Genomic DNA, 22,622 nt, shown 5'->3' on the forward strand with positions numbered 1-22,622 from the left:
GGGCAACAGCGGCAAGGCGACGGAAGAGGTGAAGAGGACGTTTGCGCTCATTTATCTCACTCTGGCTGGTGGGGCCCGGCGGGCCGATGACAACTAGGTGAAGCCGCCGGGTCGAATTTCAACCCGGCCGATTGACACTCAACCCGCCTGGACGGACTGCTTGGCGGACGTGTCGGCGTAGATCAGCAAGGGCTTGCCCTCGCCGCTGATCGCCTTCTCGTCCAATACGACCTTCTCGACGCCCTGCATGCTGGGCAGGTCGAACATGATGTCCAGCAGGGCGTGCTCGATGATCGAGCGCAGACCGCGCGCCCCGGTCTTGCGCTTGAGCGCCGCCTTGGCGATGGCGAACAGGGCCTCGTCGCGAAACTCCAGGTCGGCGCCTTCCATCTTGAACAGCTTCTGGAACTGCTTGACCAGGGCGTTCTTGGGCTCGGTGAGGATCTGCACCAGGGCCTTCTCGTCCAGTTCCTCCAGGGTCGCGATGACCGGCAGGCGGCCGACGAACTCGGGGATCAGGCCGAACTTGATCAGATCCTCCGGCTCCACCATCTTGAACACCTCGCCGATGTCCTTGCGGTTGTCCTTGCTCTTCACCTCGGCGCCGAAACCGATGCCCGACTTTTCGGTGCGGTTCCGGATCACCCGGTCGAGGCCGCTGAAGGCGCCGCCGACGATGAACAGGATGTTGGTGGTGTCGATCTGGATGTATTCCTGATTCGGGTGCTTGCGGCCGCCCTGCGGGGGGATCGAGGCCGTGGTGCCCTCGATCAGCTTGAGCAGGGCCTGCTGCACGCCCTCGCCGGAGACGTCGCGGGTGATCGACGGGTTGTCCGACTTGCGCGAAATCTTGTCGATCTCGTCGATGTAGACGATGCCGTTCTTCGCCTTCTCGACGTCGTAGTCGCACTTCTGCAGGAGCTTCTGGATGATGTTCTCGACGTCCTCGCCGACGTAGCCGGCCTCGGTGAGGGTGGTGGCGTCGGAGATCACGAAGGGCACGTTGAGCAACCGGGCCAGGGTCTGCGCCAGCAGGGTCTTGCCGGAGCCGGTCGGGCCGATCAGCAGGATGTTGGACTTGGCCAGCTCGACGTCGTCGTCCTTGCCCAGGCTCGGGTTGCGCAGCCGCTTGTAGTGGTTGTACACCGCCACCGCCAGGGCACGCTTGGCAAGCGGCTGGCCGATCACGTACTGATCCAGGGTATCGCGGATTTCCTGCGGCAGCGGCAGGCGATCGGACTCGTCCTTGCCCGCTCCGGCGTTCTGCACCTCCTCGCGGATGATGTCGTTGCACAGCTCCACGCATTCGTCGCAGATGAACACCGAGGGACCGGCGATCAGCTTGCGCACTTCGTGCTGGCTCTTGCCGCAGAAGGAGCAGTAAAGCAGTTTTTCGCTATCTTGCTTGTCAGCCATATCTCCGTCCTAAATACCCGAATATTTCAGTCAAGTTTACGCCGCCTCCGCACGGTTGGCCAGCACTTTGTCGACCAGGCCGTACTCCACGGACGCCTCGGCGCTCAGGAAGTAGTCCCGATCGGTATCCCGTTCGATGACGTCGAGCGGCCGGCCGGTATGCTTGGCCAGCATCTCGTTCAGACGCCCGCGCAGGTAAAGAATTTCCTTGGCGTGGATCTCGATGTCCGAGGCCTGGCCCTGGAAGCCGCCGAGCGGCTGGTGAATCATCACCCGCGAGTTGGGCAGGCAGTAGCGCTTGCCCTGGGCACCGGCGGCGAGCAGGAAGGCGCCCATGCTGGCAGCCTGCCCGATACACAGCGTCGAGACGTCCGGCTTGATGAACTGCATGGTGTCGTAGATGCCCATGCCGGCCGTGACCGAGCCCCCCGGGGAATTGATGTAGAGGTAGATATCCTTGTCCGGGTTCTCCGACTCCAGGAACAGGAGCTGGGCCACAACCAGGTTGGCGGTGACGTCGTTGACCGGGCCGACCAGGAACACCACGCGTTCCTTGAGCAGGCGGGAATAGATGTCGTAGGCGCGCTCGCCACGGCCGCTCTGCTCCACGACCATCGGAACGAGGCCGAGCATGGACGGCTCGGGCATGGTGGCGACGTGTTCAATCTGGCTCATCAGGCTTTCCCCATCAGATTTTCAAGGGTGGTCGGTTCGTCGGTGACCTGGGCGCTTTGCAGGACCGCCTCGACCACATTGTCCTCGATCACCATGGCCTTGACGTCGCGCAGGCGGTTGGCGTCCTGATAGTACCACGCGACCACTTCGGTCGGGTCCTCGTAGCTCTGGGCGAACTCGTCCACCTTGGCGCGCACCTGCTCGTCCCCGGCACCGATCTGGTGGGCGGCGGCGAAGCTGTTCAGGAGGAGGCTGAGCGCCACGCGGCGCTTGGCCTGGGGTTCGAAGACCGACTCGGACAACTTGATATCCTGTTCCTTCATGCCGCGCGCCTTGAGGTCGTTGACGGCGTGGTCCATCAGGCTGCGCACCTCCATGGCGACCAGGCTCCGGGGCACGTCGAAGGGGCTCACGGCAAGCAGGCCGTCCATGACCTGCTCCTTGAGACGGGCCTGGATGCGGCGCTTGGCTTCGCGGCCCAGATTGGCGGCGATCTCCTCGCGCAGCTTGGCGGGGCCGCCCTCCTTGATGCCCAGGCTTTCGGCAAAGGCCTCGTCGACCTCGGGCAGGATCGGCGCATGCACCGACTTCACCGTCGCCTCGAAGGTCGCGGTCTGGCCCGCCAGTTCCTTGGCGAAGTAATCGTCCGGGAACTTGACGTCGAAGGTCTTGCTGGCGCCCGCCGTCATGCCGACCAGGCTGCCCTCGAAATCGGGCAGGGTGCGGCCTTCGCCCAGGATGAGGGGGAAGTCCTTGGCCTCGCCACCCTGGAACGGGACGCCGCCGATCTTGCCGGCGTAATCGATGTGGACGCGGTCGCCGTTCTCCGACGCCCGCTCGACGGCGGCGAAGCGGACCCGTTGCTTGCGCAGCACGTCCAGGGTGCGATCGACGTCGGCATCAATGACCTCGACAACCGGGCGGGTGACCTGGATCTGGCCCAGGTTGCCGATGGCGATGTCGGGATAGACCTCGAAAGTGGCATTGAAGATGCCTTCGCCGGCCGGCTCGAAATGCGGGTAACCGGCGACGTCCAGCTTGTTGGCCTCGACGGCGGCGATGAACTCCTTGTGCAGGGCGTCGCCCAGGACCTCGCCGCGGACCTCGCTGCCATAGCGCATGGCAACCATCTTGGCGGGTGCCTTACCGGGGCGGAAGCCGTCCAGCTTGACGTTTCTGCTCATCTTCTGCAGGCGCTTGCCCACCTCGGTCTCGATCTCGACCGGATTCAGATTCAGGGTGATGCGGCGCTCGAGGCCGGCCAGGGTTTCTACGGTTGCGGACATCATGGTTCCTTGTTGGATGGCTACACTCTGGTGCGAAAGGGGGGACTCGAACCCCCACAGGTTTCCCCGCTGGAACCTAAATCCAGTGCGTCTACCAATTCCGCCACTTTCGCGAAAACGCTGAAGTGTAATATAGCGCTCCGTCGATGTCAGCCGATCCTGTCCGTGTAGCAACGATAACCCCATGATTTAGAATGACAATGCAAACCAGCCCTGGACACCTCGTCAAGCCCGGACACTACGAGAACTTCCCGGTCGCCTCGCTCATCCTGCCGCGCCGCCTGCGTCGGCCCGTGCGGGCCATCTATGCCTTCGCGCGTGCCGCCGACGATATCGCCGATGAGGGTGAGGCCCCGGCCGAACAGCGTCTGGCCGATCTGCAATCGTTCCGTAGCAAACTCCGTGCCCTCGAGTGCGGAGAGGTCCTGGACGACCCGATTTTCGGCCCCCTCGGGACGGCGATACGCGGCCACGACCTGCCCTTCCAGCCGTTCCACGACTTGCTCGACGCCTTCTCCCAGGACTGCACGAAGACCCGCTACGGCCACTTCGGCGAGGTCATGGACTATTGTCGCAAGTCGGCCAATCCGATCGGCCGTTTGTTGCTCATGCTCTACGGCGACCGGGACGCCAGGCACCAAGCCTGGGCGGATGGCGTCTGTTCGGCACTGCAATTGATCAATTTTCTGCAGGACGTGGCGATCGACCAGGGCAAGGGACGCATCTACCTGCCCCAGGACGAGATGGCCAAATTCGGCGTCAGCGAACGTCAGATCGCCGAAGGGCGCGTCGACGGCCTCTGGCAGCAGTTCATGAAGACGCAGATCGAACGCGCCCGGCGCATGCTCAAGGCGGGGGCACCGCTCGGCCTGGCGCTGAAAGGCCGGATCGGCGTCGAGATGCGCCTGATCATCCTGGGCGGCGAACGCATCCTGTACAAGCTCGGCGAAAGCCGAGGCGACGTGTTCAACCAGCGCCCGGTGCTCACGCTGACCGACTGGCTGGCCATGTTGCGCGGCGCACTTTGGCCGAAGCGCCGCAAAGGGGGCGGGGACGGCTGCTCGAGCGGCAGTTGCAACTCGGGCTGTGGCCGATGACGCCCCAGCGCTATTGCCGGGAAAAGGTCGCCGCCAGTCATTCCAGTTTCAGCCTGGCATTCCGCTTTCTGCCCGCCGCCAAGCGGGACGCCATCACCGCCTTCTACGCCTTTTGCCGGGAGGTGGACGACATCGTCGACGAGTGCCGCGAACCGGCCGTCGCCCGCACCAAACTGGACTGGTGGCGCACCGAATTGCACCACCTGTACGGCGGCCAGCCGAGCCACCCGGTCGCCATGGCGCTGCTGCCGGTGATCGGTCCCTACGGCATCGCCCGCGAGCAGCTCGAAGAGATCATCGACGGCATGGCGATGGACCTCGACCAGACCCGCTACGCCGACTACAGGGAATTGCGCCTGTATTGCCACCGGGTTGCCGGCATCGTCGGCGAGGTCGCCGCCGGGATCTTCGGCTACCGGGACCGCAACACCATTAAATATGCCGCCCGCATGGGGCTGGCCTTCCAACTCACCAACATACTGCGCGACATCGGCGAGGACGCCCGGCGCGGCCGCATCTACCTGCCCCAGGAAGAACTGGCCCGCTTCGGGGTCGCCGAGGCCGACCTGCTCCAAGGCCGTGACACCGAGGCCTTCCGGCACCTGGCCGAATTCCAGTACCAGCGCGCCAGTGCCACCTACGCCGAAGCCCTGGCCCTGCTGCCGGCCGACGAGCGGCGCAGCCAGCGCCCGGGCCTGGTCATGGCCGCCATCTACCGCGCCGTCCTGGACGAGATACGGCACCAGGGCTACCCGGTCCTGCACCGTCACGTCCGCCTGCCGGCCGTGCGCAAGGTCTGGCTGGCCGGCCGGACATGGCTGACCGGCTGAAGCCGCGCGTCGCCGTGGTCGGCGGCGGCTGGGCCGGCCTGGCCGCCGCCGTGACCCTCGTAGACGCCGGCCACGCCGTCGTCCTGCACGAGTCGGCCCGCCAGCTCGGCGGCCGGGCCCGCCGGGTCGACTGGCACGGCATCGCCATCGACAACGGCCAGCACCTGTGCGCCGGCGCCTATGACCATACCCTGGACCTGCTGCGCCGGCTGGGCACGGCGGCGGGCCTGGAGCGCCGGCGCCTGGTCTTCGACGAACCCGGCTTCCGGCTCGCCCTGCCCGGGCTGCCCCGGCCGCTGCACCTGGCCGTCGGCCTGCTCACGGCCCGGGGGCTCGACGCCGGGGAGAAATACGCCGCGGCGCGCTTCATGCGCGCACTCGCCCGCCGTCGCTTCCGCCTCGACCGGGACGACACGGCGGCCCGCCTGCTCGCCGAGCACGGCCAGCCCGGCCGCCTGGTCGCCCGCCTCTGGCAGCCGATCTGCGTCGCCGCCCTCAACACGCCGCTGGCACAGGCCTCGGCCCAAATCTTCTGCAACGTCCTGCGCGACAGCCTGGCCGGCCCGCGCGCCGCCAGCGACATGCTGTTCAACCGCGGCGACCTCGGCCGCCTGGTGCCCGACGCCGCGGCCCGCCACGTCGGCGAACGTGGCGGTTCGATACACCTGTCCAGCCGGGTCACCGGCTTGGTCCGGGAAGCCGACGGTTTCCGCCTGGCCGGGCCCGACGACCGGGCCGAGCGCGTCGTCCTGGCCACGCACCCGGCCCAGGCCCCGGCCCTGCTCGCCGGCCTGCCGGGCTGCGACGGGCTCGTCGGGCAACTGCGCGACCTGCGCTGGCAACCCATCCTCACCCTCTGGCTGCGTTTCGCCGCTCCCCTGGCCCTGCCCTACCCCATGCTGGCCCTGGGCGACGGCAGCGCGCCCTGGGCGTTCGAGCGCAACGACCTCGGCCCCGGCCTGGCCGCCATCGTGTTCAGCGCCGAAGGCCCGCACCTGGCGCTGGCACCGGCGGCCTTGCGCGACGATTGCCTGGAGCGGCTCGGCCGCCGGGTCGGCCCCTTGCCGCCACTTGCCGACTGGCGCGTCATCGTCGAAAAGCGCGCCACCTTCGCCTGCACGCCTGGGCTGCGCCGGCCCGACCCGCGTACTCCGGTACCCGGCCTGTTCCTGGCCGGCGACTACACGGCCGGCGATTACCCCGCCACCCTCGAAGGCGCGGTGCGAAGCGGCGTAAAATGCGCCCGCATGATCATCGAGGAGGAATGAGGGACCTGCGGGTTCCGGCCACCATGGAAAACGCACTACCACTCAAGGACCGGGTGATCCTGGTCACCGGTGCCGGCCAGGGCCTCGGCCGTGCCTGCGCGCTCGCCTGCGCCGCACGCGGCGCCACGGTCATCCTGCTCGGCCGTACCACCGGAAAGCTGGAGAAGGTCTACGACGAGATCATCGCGGCCGGCGGGCCCATGCCGGCGATCTTCCCGATGGACCTGGAGAAGGCCGGCGACCGCGACTTCGACACCCTGGCCGAGGCCATCGGCTACCAGATGCGCCGGCTCGACGGCGTCATCCATTGCGCCAGCGAGTTCGAATCGCCCAGCCCGCTCGGCCAGCAGAGCATCGCCGCCTGGCAACGCCTGTACAAGGTCAACACCCTGGCGCCGTTCGCCATCAACCGATCCTGCCTGCAACTCCTGGCCGCGGCGCCAGACGCCGGCGTCCTGCTGATCGGCGAGACGCACGGCCACAAGCCGGGTGCCTACTGGGGCGGTTTCGCGGTCAGCAAGGCGGCCTTGGAAACCTATTTCCGCATCCAGGCCGAGGAATGGGCCGATGCCGCCAATCTGCGCCTCAACCTGGTCGTGCCGGGCCCGATCAACAGCCCGCAGCGGCTGCGCAGCCACCCGGGCGAAGACAAGTCCAGACTGCCCACCCCGGCGGACCTGGCCGAATACCTGGCCGACCTGATGAGCGGCCCGGAACGCGGCCGCCTGGTCGAGTGGCGTCCCGGCTGACCGGCGACCCCGACCTGCAGGCCGCGGCGAAGGCGCTGAACGACGCCGGCCGAAGAGGCCGCCACTCCGGAAGCGCTCGCCCCGGTGCGCGACATGGCGTCCCCGCAGGACGAAGCGCAGGCCTGAGCGGCCCCGGCCTACTCGTAGGTCATCGGGTAGTGTGCCCGGTTCCAGGCCTCCAGCTTCATGTCGACCGCGACCACGGCCTTGAAGCCGAGTTCGCGCAGGCTCCGCGCGGCCAGGATGCTGCGCGTGCCGGACGAACAGTAGAGCGTGATCGGCTTGCGCATGTCGACATGATCCGGATAGCCGACCTGCGACCAGATGGCCAATTCGATCTGGCCGCGCGGGATGTTGATGGCATTGGGGATATGGCCGCCGGCGAACTCGTCCGGCTCGCGCACGTCGATGACCAGGCCCTGGGCCTTGCGGTCCAGGCCGGCCTTGAAGGCGGCCATGTCGATGGTCTTGATCCCGGCCTTGACCTTGGCCACCAGGTCGTTGACCGTACGCGGATAGTTCTGCGCCCAGCCCCATGACGGCGCCAGCATGGCGGCGGCCAGGACGAGGGAGGTCAGGATCGGGGGCGGGACATGGCGGGCGATCGGCAGCTGAATCCAGCATAGACGCTGGCCACGCGCTGGACAATCGGCGCGCCGCCGGCCTACAGCTCGCGTAGGAAATCGAGTGCCTCGGCCAGGCTGGCCACGCCCCGGACCTTGACCCCGGGGATCGCCTGCTTGGGCTGGTTGGCCTTGGGGGCCAGGATCAGATTGAAGCCGAGCTTGGCGGCCTCCTTGAGGCGTTCCTGGCCACGCTGCACCGGGCGGATTTCGCCGGCCAGGCCGACTTCGCCAAAAACCGCCAGTTTATGCGGCAAGACACTGTTTCTTATCGATGAAACCGCCGCGACCAGTACCGCCAGGTCGGCCGCCGGCTCGAGGATGCGGACGCCGCCGACGGCGTTGACGAAGACATCCTGGTCGAAACAGGCGATGCCGCCGTGGCGGTGCAGCACCGCCAGGAGCATGGCCAGCCGGTTGGGGTCGAGGCCGACGGTGAGGCGCCGGGGCGTCGGCGTGTGGGCGGTGTCGACCAGGGCCTGGATCTCGACCAGCAACGGCCGGGTCCCCTCCTGGGTGACCACCACGCAGGAACCGGGGGCCTCCTGCTCGGCGCGGTTGAGGAACAGGGCCGAGGGGTTGCTGACCCCCTTGAGGCCCTTGTCGGTCATGGCGAACACGCCCAGCTCGTTGACGGCGCCGAAACGGTTCTTGAAGGCACGCACCAGGCGGAAGCTGGAACCGGTATCGCCCTCGAAATAGAGCACCGTGTCGACGATGTGTTCCAGCACGCGCGGCCCGGCCAGGGAGCCCTCCTTGGTGACGTGGCCGATGAACACCAGGGTGGTACCGGTCTGCTTGGCGTGCCGGGTCAGTTCCTGGGCGCATTCGCGCACCTGGGAGACGCTGCCGGGCGCCGACTGCAGCGCCTCGGTGTAGAGGGTCTGGATCGAGTCGATCACCGCGACCTGGGGGCGTTCGCCCTGCAGGGTGGCGAGCACCGATTCCAGGCGTATCTCGGTCAGGATGGGGATGTCGCAGCCGGCCAGGCCGAGCCGGTTGGCGCGCATGGCGATCTGGTCGGCCGACTCCTCGCCGCTCACGTAGAGGGTCTTGAGGCGCTTCGCCACCTCGGCCAGCGCCTGCAACAACAGGGTCGACTTGCCGATGCCGGGGTCGCCGCCGATCAACACCACGCCGCCCTCGACCAGACCGCCGCCCAGGACCCGGTCGAACTCGCTCAGGCCGGTCGGGATGCGCGGCGTCTCCCGGGCCTGGACCTGCGACAGGCGCTGCACCTCGCCCGAGGCGGCCAGGGCCTGGAAGCGCCGGGTCTTGGCCTCGGCGCGCGACTCGGTCAGGGTGTTCCAGGCCAGGCAGTGCGGACACTGGCCCTGCCACTTGCTGGTCTGGCCGCCGCATTCGTTGCAGACGTAGAGCGTCTTGTCCTTGGCCATCCTGAGGCTCGCGTATTGGATGGCCGGTTATACCCGAGGCCGGCCGGCCGGCTCAAGGGTGAATTCGCAGCAGGTCGGGGTCGTCGGCGTGTTCGATCAGGATGCGCCGGACCCGGTCCTGCCAGAGGCCGGCAAAGCGTGCCCGTTCGTCGGGGCCGGCCTGGCCCGCCACGACCTGCTGCAGCAACGGCCCCAGGCCGGGGTCGCCGGGCACCGCGGCCGGATTGTAGTCGAGCGCCAGGGCGGCGCCGGTGTCGAGGCGGGTGTAACGCAGCTCGGCGGTCATGGCGACGCCGTAGGCGAGCAGGCCGGCGCGCGCCTGGCGCCCGTTCAGGCCCTTGAAGCCTCCCTCCCCGGCCGCCCCGGTCACCAGGCCGGCGATGCCACCGACGACGCCGGCATTGCCGGCCGACTGGGCCTCGCGCAGTTCGACCCGGATACCGCCGCGCACCGGCAGCGCGTCGCCATACAGCCGGCGCAGGGCGGTGGCCGTCGCCAGCCAGGCGCCGGCCACGGTCGGGCAGGAATGGCCGGCCCACTTCACGGCGTCGGCGTAGCGGTACTCGAGGATGCCGTCGGCCGCGGCGCCGAGCAGCCCGGCCAGGGGATCGCGCAGGCGCAGGCGGGGAACGAGGTCGAAGAAGGCAGGCTGGCTCATGGGGCGGACTCCGGTTGGCGAAGCCCGCACCCTAGCCGCGGCCGGCGGCCGGCGCCTTGCCCAAGATCAAGCCGGCCCCCGGCGGCGTGCCGCCGGGCCGCTTCAGCGGCCGTTCAGGACCAGGCCGTCGTCGCCGTCCGGTGCCAGGCGATCGCGCAGCCGGCGCATGACGTAGGCCAGCGGCACCGGCAGGCTGGCGAGCAGGGTCTCGAATTCGATGCCGTCGAGCATGTTCTTCACGGTCAGGCCGAGGTCGGTGTTGCCCTCGATGAGCAGGCGGCGATTGAAGAACAGGGTGTCCGGGTCTTCCAGGCGCAGGGCCAGGCGGGTGAAATCCATGGCCGTGGCGGTGAAGGTGACGTCGGCATGATCGCCGAATTGCGGCCGCAGGCCGCCGGCGCCGACCGAGAAATGGCTCTTCAGGCCGAGGTCGCGGACGTGTACGCAGAAACGCTTGTCGCGCACGTTGTCCCAGTCCATGTCCTTGAGGGCGCGCCAGGCGGCCAGGTTGAACAGGGCCGAGAAGGCGGCCGAGACCGGCAGGCCGGGCATGGCGGCGGGCAGGCGCGGAATCGGAAAGGCGGGCAACTTCAGACGCGACATGGCGGGACCTTCAACCTGGACAAAAACATCCGAATATTGCCCGAATCGGCCCGGTTTGGGTAGCGCGGCGCGCCGCTGCCCTACTTCGGGCAGGGATAGTATTCCGGCAGGAAGCGGTTCAGGGCCTCGGGTGCCGGCCGGCTGAGCAGATCCGGGTGGGCGCGCAGCCAGGACGCCACGCGGCTCGGCAGGAACTGCTTGTCGTCCGGGCGCAGGCAGAAGCGGCCACCCTTGTTGAACACGGTGGCGGTGTCGATATAGCCGTTCAGATAGCTGTGGCACATCATGCCCAGCATCTTCACCCGCTCGGCGCCGCTGCACATCTTGACCAGCGCCTCGCCGGTCTGGACTTCATGGCCGGGCAGGCTGGCGGCGACCGCCTGGGACACGGTGGCGGCGGTCAGGAACACGTAAGCTGTTCTTTTCATTTAGGTACCCCTACTCTCCGCGCCTATTCTATCCGACGTTTCGGCCTTTTTCCTCCATTGCGCAGGTTGGCCTGGACCGGCCGGCGCCCGTCGCCGCGGCCGCCGCCGCCGGGCTGGAAGGCCGGCACCAGATGGTGTTTGCCGTTGCCGATCAGGTCGGCCCGCCCCATGTCCTTGAGCGCCTCGCGCAGGAGCGGCCAGTTGGCCGGATCGTGGTAGCGCAGGAAGGCCTTCTGCAGGCGGCGCGCACGTTCGCCCCGGGTCACCGCGACCGCGCGCGCCTTGCCGCCCAGGACCGGCTTGAGCGGGTTGAGCCCGGTGTGCCACATGGTCGTGGCCAGGGCCAGCGGCGTCGGCAGGAAGGTCTGCACCTGGTCCAGGCGGAAGTCGTTGCGCTTCAGCCAGAGGGCCAGGTTGACCATGTCGGCATCGGTGGTGCCGGGATGGGCGGCGATGAAGTACGGGATCAGGTACTGTTCCTTGCCGGCCTCGCGGGAAAACTTGTCGAACAGGCGCTTGAACCGGTCGTAGGCGGTCATGCGCGGCTTCATCATGTGCTCGAGCGGGCCTTCCTCGGTGTGCTCGGGCGCGATCTTCAGGTAGCCGCCGACGTGGTGGCTGACCAGCTCCCGGACGTACTCCGGCGAGCGCACGGCGAGGTCGTAGCGCACCCCGGAACCGATCAGCACCTTCTTCACGCCGGGGATGGCGCGCGCCTTGCGGTAGAGCTGGATGAGCGGGCCGTGGTCGGTGTCGAGGTTCTCGCAGATGTCCGGGAACACGCAGGACAGGCGCCGGCAGGCCGATTCGATCTTCGGGTCCTTGCAGGCCAGACGGTACATGTTGGCGGTCGGCCCACCCAGGTCCGAGACGACGCCGGTGAAGCCGGCCGTCTTGTCCCGGATCTCCTCGATCTCGTGCAGGATCGACTCCTCGGAGCGGTTCTGGATGATGCGGCCCTCGTGCTCGGTGATCGAGCAGAAGGTGCAGCCGCCGAAGCAGCCGCGCATGATGTTGATCGAGAAGCGGATCATCTCCCAGGCCGGGATCTTGGCGTCGCCGTAGGCCGGGTGCGGCGCCCGGGCGTAGGGCAGGCCGTAGACGTGGTCCATCTCCGGCGTGTTGAGCGGGATCGGCGGCGGGTTCAGCCAGACGTCCCGCTCGCCGTGCGCCTGTACCATCGCGCGCGCGTTGCCGGGGTTGGACTCCAGGTGGAAGACGCGCGCGGCGTGGGTGTCCAGGACGGCGTTCTTCTCGACCTGCTCGAAGGAGGGCAGGCGCAGCACGGTATGGGCACGCTGCTCGGCGCGTCCGGCGCGGTCCCGGCCCGGCTGGGGCATGAAGTGGACCGGCGTGTCGCCGGTCGGCGCCGCGACCGCCAGGGAATCGAGTTCCAGCCAGGCGTCGGACGGCTGCCAGCCGGACGGCACCATGAAGGCGGCACCGCGCAGGTCGCGCAGGTCGGTGATCGACTCGCCGGCGGCCAGGCGGTGGGTCAGCTCGACGATGGCCCGCTCGGCGTTGCCGAACAACAGCATGTCGGCCTTGGAGTCGGCCAGCACCGAGCGGCGCATCTTGTCGGACCAGTAGTCGTAGTGCGCAATGCGGCGCAGCGAGGCCTCGATGCCGCCGATCACCACCGGCACCTCCTTGTAGGCCTCCCGGCAGCGTTGGGCGTAGACCGTGACGGCGCGGTCGGGACGCCGGTTCGGCTCGCCGTTGGGCGTATAGGCGTCGTCCGAGCGGATCTTCCGATCCGCCGTGTAGCGGTTGACCATCGAATCCATGTTGCCGGCGGTGACGCCGAAGTACAGGTTCGGACGGCCCAGGGCGCGGAAGGCCTCGGGCGATTTCCAGTCGGGCTGGGCGATGATGCCGACCCGGAAACCCTGCGCCTCGAGCAGGCGCCCGAGCAGGGCCATGCCGAAGCTGGGATGGTCGATATAGGCGTCGCCGGTGACCAGGATGACGTCGCAGCTGTCCCAGCCGAGCGCGTCCATCTCCGGCCGCGACATGGGCAGGAAGGGGGCGACGCCGAAGCGCCTGGCCCAATAGGGCTTGTACGAGGTCAGGGGGCGGGCGGCCAGCACGACATCACCAGAAAAAGTCGGCCGTGCAGAATACCAGTTTGCCCGGCCCCGTTAAAATGCAGCGTAGCCCCAAGAAACCCTTCCCGTCATGGACCTCTATCCCCTCCTCCGCCCGATCCTGTTCAATCTCAACCCGGAAACCGCCCACACGCTGACCGTGGACGCCCTCCGCCTGACCCCGGCCGGCCTGCTGCGGGCACTGCTGCCGAGCGTCCCCGAGGCCCCCTGCCAGGTCATGGGCCTGCGCTTTCCGAACCCGGTCGGCCTGGCCGCCGGCCTGGACAAGAACGGCGAGTGCCTGGACGCCTGGGCCGCCATGGGCTTCGGCTTCATCGAGGTGGGCACGGTGACGCCGCGGCCGCAGCCCGGCAACCCGAAGCCGCGCATGTTCCGGATGCCCGAGGCCAACGCCATCATCAACCGCATGGGCTTCAACAATCACGGCGTCGACGCCCTCCTCGCCAACGTCGCGCAGGCGAAGTTCGACGGCATCCTGGGCATCAACATCGGCAAGAACGCCGACACCCCGATCGAACGCGCCGTCGACGACTACCTGATCGGCCTGCGCAAGGTCTACGCGCGCGCCAGCTACGTGGCGGTCAACATCTCCTCGCCCAACACCAAGAACCTGCGCGCCCTGCAGGGCGGCAGCGAGCTGGACGCCCTGCTCGCCGCCCTCAAGGCCGAGCAGACCGCCCTGGCCGACCGGCACGGCAAGTACACGCCGTTCGCGGTGAAGATCGCCCCCGACCTGGAGGACGCCCAGATCGCCGAGATGGCCGGCCTGTTCCGGCGCCACCGGGTCGATGCCGTGATCGCCACCAACACCACCCTGGCGCGCACCGGCGTCGAACACCTGAAGCACGGCGCCGAGACCGGCGGCCTCTCCGGCGCCCCGGTCAAGGCGGCCTCGGACCGGGTCCTCAAGGCCTTCGCGGACGGCCTGGCCGGCGAGGTCCCGCTCATCGGCGTGGGCGGCATCCTGCAGGGCAGCGACGCGCGCGACAAGATCGCCGCCGGCGCCAGCCTGGTGCAGATCTACAGCGGCCTGATCTTCCGCGGCCCGGAACTGGTGGCCGAATGCGTCCGGGCCCTGCAGGACGCCTAGCCGAAGCCGAGGCGTACGACTGCCAGTCCTGCGGGGCCTGCTGCTGCTCGCCCTGGACCGGCGATGGCTACGTGCGCCTGTACGAGCACGACGTCGAGCGGCTCCTCGACACCGCTGCCGCCGTCGTCATGCAACGCCAGGGTGACGGCGAGCCGGCCGAGTTCGTCGCCAAGCTGGCGACCCGGATCGAGCCGGACGGGCGCCGGGTCTGCGTCGCGTTCGCCGGCCGCCTGAGCGGGCCGTGCGCCTGCACGGTCTATCCGGTCCGACCGGAGGCCTGCCGCCGCTTCTTCCCCGGCGACGGCCCGTGCCCGGGCGGCGCGCGCCCGGCTGGCGGCCGGAACGCCGGCCTGAGCGGCCGACCGCGCGCCTAGGGCAGGTCGCGCTGCATATAGTAGGCCGGCCCGGGGTAGCTGAGCAGGTTGGCGGGCGCCGCCGGCTCCGTGCTCGACAGTACCACCCGGTAGCCGCGCCGTTGCCAGAAACCCAGGCTACCCTGCACCGAGACCAGGGCCGAACGCCCCAGGCCGACGGCCAGGGCATGGGCGTGGGCGTGCTCGACCAGGCTCCCGGCCACGCCGGCACCGCCCGCCCGCGGCGCCACGGCGAGGTCGTGCAGGTACAGGCAATCGGCGCCGGCCAGGTCGGCGAAGACGCCGCCCAAGGGCGTCACCCGGCCGAGCCGGGAGCGATAGCCGACCAGGTAGGCGCACGGCCCCGCGCCGTCGTCGGCCAGCCAGGCGGTGCCGGGGGCGCCGGCCAGGCGGGCGCGCAGCACCGCCTCCGGCTCCAGGTAGGCCTGGCCATAGGCGGCCGCCTGGATCGCCAGTACCGCCGGGATGTCGCCCTGGGTCATGCCGCGCAGGCGCACGGCGGCCTCACTGCCCGGGCGTCAGGTGGAGCAGCGCGGCATGGCGCAGCTCGCCGCGCTGTTCGACGCGCAGGCGCGCCAGGGCGGCGCTGCCGATCTGCAGACGATAGGCATGTCCGGTCGCCAGGCCGAGCGCCCGGCAGATCGCCATGCGCATGACGCCGGCATGGCAGACGACCAGGACGTGGGAACCGGCGTGACGGGACAGGATGTCCTCCCAGGCCGCGCCGACGCGGGCGTAGAAGGCATCGAGCGGCTCGGCACCGTCGGGCCGGAAGGCGACCGGGTCGCACTTGAAGTTGAACACCGCCGCCGGGTCGGCGGCCTTGATCTCGTCGGCCGTGCGCCCTTCCCAGCTGCCGAAGCCGACCTCCTTGAGGCGCGCGTCGAAGGCCAGCGGCAGACCGGTCTGGCCGGCCAGTTCCTCGGCGAAGGCGCGGCAGCGCGCCATGGGCGAGCTGACGATGGCCTGCCAGGGTCGTGCGCCGGCGGTCGCGGCACGCATCTGGCGCCAGCCCTTGTCCGAGAGCGGATCGTCGATCTGGCCCCGGTAGCGGCGGCCGCCCTCGGGTTCGCCGTGGCGCAGCATGTCGATGACGGTGGTGGTCATGTTTTCGGATGTCCCTTGTAGGCGAAGACGAGTGCGGCGACGCCCGCGCAGGCCGCCGCCGTGCTGAAGGTGAAGGCGCCGCCGTAATGCTGCCAGACGGCACCGGCGTAGAGGGTGCCGACGGTACCGCCGATGCCGAACGCCAGGCTGTTGTAGAGGGCCTGGCCGCGCGCCTGGTTGCGGCCGGTGAAATAGCGGTGCACCAGGCCGATGGCGGCGGCGTGGTAGGCGGCGAAGGTCAGGGCATGCAGGAACTGGGCGAAGAGCAGCACCGGCATGTTGTCCACCCACCAGCCGATGAGCAGGAAGCGCAGCGCGGCCGCCGCCAGGGTGACGAGCACGACGGTCTCCGCGGAGACGTGCCGGAGCACGCGCGGCATGACCAGGAAGACGCCGACCTCGCAGATCACCCCGAGCGCCCAGAGCCAGCCCGCCAGGCTCTTGCTGTAGCCGGTATCGACCAGGTAGAGGGTGAAGAAGGTGTAATAGGGGCCGTGCGCCGCCGCCATCAGGATCGCCGCCGCCAGCAGGGCCGCCACCTCGGGCCGGCGCAGCACCCGGCCGAGCGGCGTGTGCACCGTTTCCAGGGTGGCGATCTCGGCCTCGGGAATGAAGCGTGCGAACAGCACGATGCCGACCAGGAGGCCCATGACCACCCAGAGCAGCGTGCGCACGGCGGCATGGTCGAGCAGCCAGCCGAGGCTGACCACGACGACGATGAAGCCGACCGAACCCCACAGCCGGATGTTGCCGTAGCGGTCGGTGCGGTCCTTCAGGTGCGACAGGGTGGTCGCCTCGACCAGGGGCAGCGAGGCGCTCCAGAAGAAGCTGATGAAGCTCATCACCGCCAGCATCCACCAGAAGCCGCTGCCCAGGAACACGCCGACGAAGGAGACCAGGCTGACCACGGCGGCGAACTGGACGATGGCGACCCGGCGCCCGCTGCGGTCGGCGATGTGGCCCCACAGGTTGGGCGCGAACATGCGCATGACGTGCAGGGGGGCCATCAGGATGCCGATCTGGAACGCGTCGAACTCGAGCGAGCGCAGGTAGAGCGCCCAGTACGGCGCCATGGCGCCGACGAAGGCGAAGTAGAAGAAATAGAAGCCGGACAGGCGCCAGTAGGGGACGGTATGCATGCGATTCAGCCGCCTCCGCCAACCGAGGCGGTCGGGATGCGGCGGGGCAAGAAACGAAAACGGCCCGGACGCACCGGGCCGTCGTTACGCCGGATCGGCTTCAGCCTGCCGCCGTGATCAGCTTGTAGAGGCGGTCCTTGAGGCCGAGGCGCAGCTTCTTGAGCTCTTCCTCGTACAGCTGCGAGGCCGCCTCGACACGCTGCTCGATGCGCTGGATCTTGTGATCGACGTCATCGTAGTCACGCATCATCTTGACGAAATCGTCATTGGCCAGGGTGAGTTTGCGAATGGTCTCGGAATGTTCCGGGAATTCGTTGAAGAGATCGTGGCTTTCGATCATTTTTGCTGCTCCTTGCTTCGATGACTTAGTTAACTTTACCGGTTAACTTTACCGGGGATGACCGGCGTTGGGCAACGCACGTCGGCATTCTGGGCGCGTTGGCGCAGGGCATGGTCCATGAGGACGATGGCCAGCATGGCCTCGGCGATGGGCGTGGCACGGATGCCCACGCAAGGGTCGTGGCGGCCGTGGGTGACCACCTCGGCGGGTTGGCCGGCCAGATCGATGGAGCGACCGGGCAGACGGATCGACGACGTCGGCTTGATGGCGATCGAGGCGGTCACGTCCTGGCCGCTCGAGATGCCGCCCAGCACGCCGCCGGCATGGTTGGAGAGGAAGCCCTCCGGGGTGAGTTCGTCGCGGTGCTCCGTGCCCTTCTGGGCGACGCAGGCGAAACCGGCGCCGATCTCCACGCCCTTGACCGCGTTGATGCTCATCAGGGCATAGGCGATGTCGGCGTCGAGGCGGTCGTAGACCGGCTCGCCCAGGCCCACCGGAACGTTTTCGGCGACCACGTTGATGCGCGCACCGACCGAGTTGCCTTCCTTGCGCAACTCATCCATGTAGGCCTCGAGTTCGGCGATCTTGTCCGGATCGGGCGAGAAGAACGGGTTCTCGTTGACGCCCTCCCAGGCCTTGAAGGGCACCACGATGGGGCCGAGCTGGGCCAGGTAGGCACGGATCACCGTGCCGTACTGCTGGTGCAGCCACTTCTTGGCGATTGCGCCGGCCGCCACCCGCACCGCGGTCTCGCGCGCCGACGAGCGGCCGCCGCCGCGGTAATCGCGGATGCCGTACTTCTGCCAGTAGGTGTAGTCGGCGTGCCCGGGCCGGAAGCTGTTGGCGATCTCGCCATAGTCCTTGCTGCGCTGGTCCTCGTTGCGGATCAGCAGGGCGATGGGCGTGCCCGTGGTCCTGCCCTCGAAGACGCCGGACAGGATCTCGACGGTGTCGGATTCGCGCCGCTGGGTGACGTGGCGCGAGGTGCCCGGCTTGCGCCGGTCGAGTTCGAACTGGATGTCTTCCGTGGCGAGCGGCAGGCCGGGCGGGCAGCCGTCCACCACACACCCGATGCCCGGACCATGCGACTCCCCGAAGGACGTCACGCAAAACAGTTTGCCTAGGGTGTTGCCGGACATGAATCGTGCTGTTGTTCGTTGAATGCGCTGGATTATCGCACAGCCGCCCACTACCATGGGTTGCTCGAAGATGACTGCCCGAACGACGACATGAAACGCCTGATCCCCGCTTTCCTGGCCGGCGCCCTGATCTGGGCCGGCGCGGCCCGTGCCGACATCCTGCCGGGCGAGACCAAGGCCTTCCAGTGCACCGCCTGCCACGGCCCGACCGGCATGCGCCACGCGCCCGGCCAGGCGGCCATCGGCGGCCGCTCGGCCGAGGAATTGGCCGCCATCCTGCGCGACTACCGCCACCTGCGCCGGATCAACCCGGCCATGCAGGTGCTGCTCCTGCCGATGTCCGAGCAGGACGTCGACGACGTGGCGGAATACTTCTCCCTGGTCGGGCAGACCGCCGCGGCGCGCTGAGGCGCCGGCGCGCCGGGCCGCTCAGCCGGCCGCCAGGCCGTCGAGCAGGGCCAGGCCGAGCGCCACCCCGAAACCGGTCACGTCGCCGGCTACCGCGCCCAGGCCGCCCTTGCAACGGGCCGCCGACAGGTCGACGTGCAACCAGGGCACGTCGGCGACGAAGCGGCTCAGGAAGCGTGCCGCCAGGATGTGGTCGGCCTCGCCGTCCAGCGTGCACTGCTTGACGTCGGCCACTTCCGAATCGAGCGCCTCGTCGTAGTCGGTCGGCATGGCGAAGGCGACCACCCGCTCGCCGGTCGCCTGGCCCGCGGCCACCGCCTTCTGCACCAGATCGTCGCGGTTGCCGAGGACGCCGCTCATGCGTTCGCCCAGGGCCATGACCATGCTGCCCGTCAGGGTGGCGAAATCGATCATGACGCCCGGTTTCTCGCGCGCCGCCATGGCCAGGGCGTCGGCGAGCACCATGCGACCTTCGGCATCCGTGTGGACGACCTCGATGGTGGTGCCGTTCAGGGCCGTGACCACCTCGTTCTGGGTATACGCCTCGGGCGACAGATGGTTCTGCGCGATGGCCAGCCAGACCTCGAGGTTCACCGGCAGTTTGAGCCGGGTGGCCGCGAGCAGGATGCCCAGGACCACCGCCGAGCCGTTCATGTCGTCGTGCATGTTGTGCATGTAGCGGGCCGGCTTCAGGTTGTGGCCGCCGGTATCGAAGCAGATGCCCTTGCCGACCAGGGCAAGCGCCTTGGCCTTGGCCGCCCCCCGGTAGCTCAGGCGAACGACGGCCGCGTCCTGGTGGCCGCTGCCGCGCGCCACGGCGAGGAAGGCGCCCGCCTTCAGCTTGGTCAGACTGGCGACGTCGAACTCCTCGATCGCCCAGCCCGCCTCCTTGGCCAGGGCGCGGACACACTTGCGATACTGGCCCGGGTCGAGCAGGTTGGGCGGCAACCGGGTCAGTTCCCGGCAAAGCAGGTTGCCTTCGGCGATGGCCCGTTCGCGCGCGAGGTCGAGGCCGGCGGCGCCGTACAGGACCACGCGCTTGAGCGCCCGGCCCGGCTTGTCCGACTTCCAGCTGCTCAGCTGGGCGCCGTTGACCCAGGCGGCGTAGACCGCCGCGCGTGCCGCGCGGTCGCGGAAACCGTCGTCGCCGTGCACCGCGACGGCAAGTTCGGCCGGGTTCTCCTCGAGCAACGGCTTGAGCGCCTTGCGCAACTGCTCGTGCCAGTCGAAGGCCGGCTTGGCGTCCGCCAGGCTGAGCCAGACCGACAGTCCGCCGTCCGGCAGGGTTACCGCGAGCGGCGCCTTGGCCAGGCTGTCGGCCTTCTTGCCGCGCCGCTTCAGGACCGCCTCCAGGGCGGCCCGGCCCGGGATGTCCGGCAAGGGCGCGCCGGCCGTAAGGACGACCAGCAGGTGGCCGGTGCTGGCGGCCGCTTCGGCGCCCTGCGCGGACACGGTGTCCAGGCCTGCAAGCCGCATGGTTATTCGCTTTGCGCAATTCATTAGCAATCCATTCTATTTATTTTGTCAATACTTAGTATTAAATTGACCTAAGGCTTTCTCAGCCCCGATAATTCGCCGGATTTGGTTTAAATTGTTTCATAAAACTGTCGGATAGTACCGGCGGACGTGCGGCGCTCCAGCGATGGTGGTGGCTCGTTGTCCGCCCCAACCGGAGAGTATCTTTATGTCGAGTCACATCCCTGATATCGATCCTCAGGAAACCCGTGAGTGGCTGGATGCCCTCGCCGCGGTCATCGAGGAGGAAGGCACCGAACGCGCCCACTTCCTGCTCGAGAAGCTGATCGACAAGGCGCGCCGGTCGGGCGCCTACCTGCCCTACAACGCCACTACGGCCTACGTGAACACCATCCCGGTGACCATGCAGGAAAAACACCCCGGCGACCCCGGCATGGAGCGGCGCATCCGCGCCCTGATCCGCTGGAACGCCATCGCCTGCGTCATGCGCGCCAACGAGAAGGCGCCCGGCGTCGGCGGCCACATCGCCAGTTTCCAGTCGGCGGCCACCCTCTACGACGTCGGCTTCAACCACTTCTTCCGCGGTCCGGACCATCCCGGCGGTGCCGACCTGGTCTTCTTCCAGGGCCACTCCGCACCCGGGGTCTACGCCCGCGCCTTCATCGAGGGCCGCATCAGCGAGGACCAGTTCGGCAACTTCCGCCAGGAATCCACCGGCAACGGCCTGCCCTCCTACCCGCACCCGTGGCTGATGCCCGAGTTCTGGCAGTTCCCGACCGTGTCCATGGGCCTGGGCCCGATCCAGGCCATCTACCAGGCCCGCTTCATGCGCTACCTGCACGACCGCGGCATCGCCGACACCTCCGGCCGCCACGTCTGGGCCTTCCTGGGCGACGGCGAGACCGACGAGCCGGAGTCCCTGGGCGCCATCACCCTGGCTTCGCGCGAGAAACTCGACAACCTGATCTTCGTGGTCAACTGCAATCTGCAACGCCTGGACGGCCCGGTGCGCGGCAACGGCCAGATCGTCCAGGAACTGGAGGCCGCCTTCCGCGGCGCCGGCTGGAACGTCATCAAGGTGCTCTGGGGTTCCTATTGGGACCCGCTTTTCGCCATGGACACCAAGGGCATGCTGCAGAAGCGCATGGAGGAATGCGTCGACGGCGAATACCAGAACTTCAAGGCCAAGGGCGGCGCCTACACGCGCGAGCACTTTTTCGGCAAGTATCCGGAAACGCGCGAGATGGTGGCCGCCATGTCGGACAACGACATCTGGCGCCTGAACCGGGGCGGCCACGACCCGCACAAGGTCTACGCGGCCTACGCCGCGGCGGTCAAGCACACCGGCCAGCCGACCGTGATCCTGGCCAAGACCATCAAGGGCTACGGCATGGGCGCGTCCGGCGAGGCGCAGAACCCGACCCACCAGGCCAAGAAGATGGCGCTCGACGACCTGCGCGCCTTCCGCGATCGCTTCGACATCCCCATTTCCGACGAGGAACTGGCCAAGCTGCCGTTCTACCGTCCGGCCGAGGACAGCCCCGAGATCAAGTACATGCGCGCCACGCGCGACAAGTTGGGCGGTTCCGTCCCGACCCGCCGGACCAAGGCGGAAAGTCTCCCGGTACCCGCCCTGCCGGCCTTCCAGGCCATGCTCGAGGCGACCGGCGAGCGCGAGATCTCCACCACCATGGCCTTCGTGCGCATCCTCAGCACCCTGCTGCGCGACAAGGTGCTCGGCCGCCGCATCGTGCCGATCATCCCGGATGAGGCGCGTACCTTCGGCATGGAGGGCCTGTTCCGCCAGATCGGCATCTATTCCTCGGTCGGCCAGTTGTACGAGCCGGTCGACCACGACCAGGTCATGTACTACCGCGAGGACAAGGGCGGCCAGATCCTGGAGGAAGGCATCAACGAGGCCGGCGCCTTCTCGTCCTGGCTCGCCGCCGCGACCGCCTACAGCACGGTCGGCCAGCCCATGATCCCGTTCTACATCTACTACTCGATGTTCGGCTTCCAGCGCATCGGCGACCTGGCCTGGGCGGCCGGCGACTCGCGCGCGCGCGGCTTCCTGCTCGGCGGCACCGCCGGCCGGACGACCCTGAACGGCGAGGGCCTGCAGCACGAGGACGGCCACAGCCACCTGCAGGCGGCCCTGATCCCGAACTGCGTCTCCTACGACCCGACCTTCCATTACGAGCTGGCGGTGATCATCCAGGACGGCCTGCGCCGCATGGTCCAGGAACAGGAGGACGTGTTCTATTACCTCACGGTGATGAACGAGAACTACAGCCACCCGGCCCTGCCCAAGGGCGCCGAGGTCGGCATCCTGAAGGGCATGTACCGCCTGTCCGAAGGCGCCGCGGACAAGTCGGCGCGCGTGCAGCTGCTCGGCAGCGGCACCATCCTGC

General features: G+C 68.4%; 23 protein-coding genes and 1 tRNA gene. 8 read left to right on the forward strand and 16 right to left on the reverse strand.

The window, feature by feature from the left end; all coding sequences use genetic code 11:
• Positions 1–138: 138 nt before the first annotated feature.
• The 4 genes from clpX to EZJ19_RS15590 form a co-directional block, all read right to left on the reverse strand.
• Complete coding sequence (clpX, locus tag EZJ19_RS15575) at positions 139–1,416, reverse strand: ATP-dependent Clp protease ATP-binding subunit ClpX (RefSeq protein ID WP_131449244.1); 1,278 nt, start codon at positions 1,414–1,416, stop codon at positions 139–141.
• A gap of 36 nt (positions 1,417–1,452) precedes the next feature.
• Positions 1,453–2,091 carry an ATP-dependent Clp endopeptidase proteolytic subunit ClpP gene (clpP, locus tag EZJ19_RS15580; protein ID WP_131449246.1) on the reverse strand — a complete coding sequence of 213 codons (639 nt, stop codon included), beginning with the start codon at positions 2,089–2,091 and terminating at the stop codon, positions 1,453–1,455.
• The gene (tig, locus tag EZJ19_RS15585; protein WP_131449248.1) at positions 2,091–3,377 is read right to left on the reverse strand and encodes a trigger factor; all 1,287 of its coding nucleotides are present in this window, start codon (positions 3,375–3,377) and stop codon (positions 2,091–2,093) included. Before tig ends, clpP begins: the two co-directional genes overlap by 1 nt.
• A 28-nt stretch (positions 3,378–3,405) precedes the next feature.
• Positions 3,406–3,490 (reverse strand) — tRNA-Leu (locus tag EZJ19_RS15590).
• 81 nt (positions 3,491–3,571) lie between these two features.
• On the opposite strand from EZJ19_RS15590, the gene hpnC reads away from it, so the two are divergent.
• From hpnC to EZJ19_RS15610, 4 genes are read left to right on the forward strand one after another with little or no spacing between them, the layout of a single operon-like run.
• On the forward strand, positions 3,572–4,474 hold the full coding sequence (hpnC, locus tag EZJ19_RS15595; RefSeq protein WP_240754805.1) for a squalene synthase HpnC: 903 nt from the start codon (positions 3,572–3,574) through the stop codon (positions 4,472–4,474).
• Positions 4,471–5,304: a presqualene diphosphate synthase HpnD gene (hpnD, locus tag EZJ19_RS15600; protein ID WP_131449284.1), complete on the forward strand. Its 834-nt coding sequence runs from the start codon at positions 4,471–4,473 to the stop codon at positions 5,302–5,304. The genes hpnC and hpnD overlap by 4 nt, the downstream gene beginning before the upstream one ends.
• Complete coding sequence (gene hpnE, locus EZJ19_RS15605) at positions 5,289–6,572, forward strand: hydroxysqualene dehydroxylase HpnE (RefSeq protein WP_165873602.1); 1,284 nt, start codon at positions 5,289–5,291, stop codon at positions 6,570–6,572. Before hpnD ends, hpnE begins: the two co-directional genes overlap by 16 nt.
• A gap of 23 nt (positions 6,573–6,595) precedes the next feature.
• Positions 6,596–7,321 carry an SDR family NAD(P)-dependent oxidoreductase gene (locus EZJ19_RS15610; RefSeq protein ID WP_165873603.1) on the forward strand — a complete coding sequence of 242 codons (726 nt, stop codon included), beginning with the start codon at positions 6,596–6,598 and terminating at the stop codon, positions 7,319–7,321.
• A gap of 137 nt (positions 7,322–7,458) precedes the next feature.
• Here EZJ19_RS15610 and EZJ19_RS15615 read toward each other — a convergent pair whose 3' ends face one another.
• The 6 genes from EZJ19_RS15615 to EZJ19_RS15640 form a co-directional block, all read right to left on the reverse strand.
• A complete protein-coding gene (locus tag EZJ19_RS15615; protein ID WP_131449252.1) occupies positions 7,459–7,872 on the reverse strand; it encodes a rhodanese-like domain-containing protein in 414 nt (137 codons plus the stop codon).
• Positions 7,873–7,985: 113 nt separating this feature from the next.
• A complete protein-coding gene (gene radA / locus EZJ19_RS15620; protein WP_131449254.1) occupies positions 7,986–9,341 on the reverse strand; it encodes a DNA repair protein RadA in 1,356 nt (451 codons plus the stop codon).
• Positions 9,342–9,393: 52 nt separating this feature from the next.
• On the reverse strand, positions 9,394–9,999 hold the full coding sequence (locus tag EZJ19_RS15625) for a hypothetical protein (RefSeq protein ID WP_206199458.1): 606 nt from the start codon (positions 9,997–9,999) through the stop codon (positions 9,394–9,396).
• Positions 10,000–10,101: 102 nt separating this feature from the next.
• Positions 10,102–10,602, reverse strand: a complete 501-nt coding sequence (ubiT, locus tag EZJ19_RS15630) for a ubiquinone anaerobic biosynthesis accessory factor UbiT (RefSeq protein ID WP_131449258.1) — start codon at positions 10,600–10,602, stop codon at positions 10,102–10,104.
• Positions 10,603–10,682: 80 nt separating this feature from the next.
• Positions 10,683–11,030 carry a Rap1a/Tai family immunity protein gene (locus EZJ19_RS15635; RefSeq protein WP_131449260.1) on the reverse strand — a complete coding sequence of 116 codons (348 nt, stop codon included), beginning with the start codon at positions 11,028–11,030 and terminating at the stop codon, positions 10,683–10,685.
• Between the two features lie 23 nt (positions 11,031–11,053).
• Positions 11,054–13,117, reverse strand: a complete 2,064-nt coding sequence (locus EZJ19_RS15640; protein WP_240754808.1) for a YgiQ family radical SAM protein — start codon at positions 13,115–13,117, stop codon at positions 11,054–11,056.
• 91 nt (positions 13,118–13,208) lie between these two features.
• Here EZJ19_RS15640 and EZJ19_RS15645 point away from each other — a divergent pair, with 91 nt between their 5' ends.
• Both EZJ19_RS15645 and EZJ19_RS15650 read left to right on the forward strand, forming a co-directional pair.
• Positions 13,209–14,228: a quinone-dependent dihydroorotate dehydrogenase gene (locus EZJ19_RS15645; RefSeq protein ID WP_131449262.1), complete on the forward strand. Its 1,020-nt coding sequence runs from the start codon at positions 13,209–13,211 to the stop codon at positions 14,226–14,228.
• Positions 14,201–14,602 carry a YkgJ family cysteine cluster protein gene (locus tag EZJ19_RS15650; RefSeq protein WP_131449264.1) on the forward strand — a complete coding sequence of 134 codons (402 nt, stop codon included), beginning with the start codon at positions 14,201–14,203 and terminating at the stop codon, positions 14,600–14,602. Before EZJ19_RS15645 ends, EZJ19_RS15650 begins: the two co-directional genes overlap by 28 nt.
• On the opposite strand, the gene EZJ19_RS15655 is transcribed toward EZJ19_RS15650, so the two are convergent.
• The 5 genes from EZJ19_RS15655 to aroC all read right to left on the reverse strand — a co-directional run bounded on the left by EZJ19_RS15655 (position 14,599) and on the right by aroC (position 18,327).
• Positions 14,599–15,099, reverse strand: coding sequence for a GNAT family N-acetyltransferase (locus EZJ19_RS15655; protein ID WP_206199459.1), 501 nt, complete (start codon positions 15,097–15,099; stop codon positions 14,599–14,601). The two genes, EZJ19_RS15650 and EZJ19_RS15655, sit on opposite strands and share 4 nt — an antisense overlap.
• Positions 15,100–15,106: 7 nt before the next feature.
• Positions 15,107–15,709: a histidine phosphatase family protein gene (locus EZJ19_RS15660; protein ID WP_131449266.1), complete on the reverse strand. Its 603-nt coding sequence runs from the start codon at positions 15,707–15,709 to the stop codon at positions 15,107–15,109.
• Positions 15,706–16,848 carry an MFS transporter gene (locus EZJ19_RS15665; protein ID WP_131449268.1) on the reverse strand — a complete coding sequence of 381 codons (1,143 nt, stop codon included), beginning with the start codon at positions 16,846–16,848 and terminating at the stop codon, positions 15,706–15,708. Before EZJ19_RS15665 ends, EZJ19_RS15660 begins: the two co-directional genes overlap by 4 nt.
• 100 nt (positions 16,849–16,948) lie before the next feature.
• Entirely contained in the window at positions 16,949–17,188 is a 240-nt protein-coding gene (locus tag EZJ19_RS15670) for an HP1242/YdcH family protein (protein ID WP_131449270.1), read from the reverse strand.
• Between the two features lie 35 nt (positions 17,189–17,223).
• Positions 17,224–18,327, reverse strand: coding sequence for a chorismate synthase (gene aroC, locus EZJ19_RS15675; protein ID WP_131449272.1), 1,104 nt, complete (start codon positions 18,325–18,327; stop codon positions 17,224–17,226).
• A gap of 90 nt (positions 18,328–18,417) precedes the next feature.
• Between aroC and EZJ19_RS15680 the strand changes: the two genes are divergently transcribed.
• Positions 18,418–18,735, forward strand: a complete 318-nt coding sequence (locus tag EZJ19_RS15680) for a c-type cytochrome (protein WP_131449274.1) — start codon at positions 18,418–18,420, stop codon at positions 18,733–18,735.
• A 21-nt stretch (positions 18,736–18,756) separates the two neighbouring features.
• Here EZJ19_RS15680 and EZJ19_RS15685 read toward each other — a convergent pair whose 3' ends face one another.
• Positions 18,757–20,211 (reverse strand): M17 family metallopeptidase, encoded by a 1,455-nt coding sequence (locus tag EZJ19_RS15685; RefSeq protein WP_131449276.1) that lies wholly within the window; start codon positions 20,209–20,211, stop codon positions 18,757–18,759.
• Between the two features lie 208 nt (positions 20,212–20,419).
• On the opposite strand from EZJ19_RS15685, the gene aceE reads away from it, so the two are divergent.
• On the forward strand, positions 20,420–22,622 hold a 2,203-nt coding region (gene aceE, locus EZJ19_RS15690; protein WP_131449278.1), incomplete at its 3' end, for a pyruvate dehydrogenase (acetyl-transferring), homodimeric type.

The sequence above is a fragment of the Parasulfuritortus cantonensis genome (assembly GCF_004337445.1).
GTDB lineage: Bacteria > Pseudomonadota > Gammaproteobacteria > Burkholderiales > Thiobacillaceae > Parasulfuritortus > Parasulfuritortus cantonensis.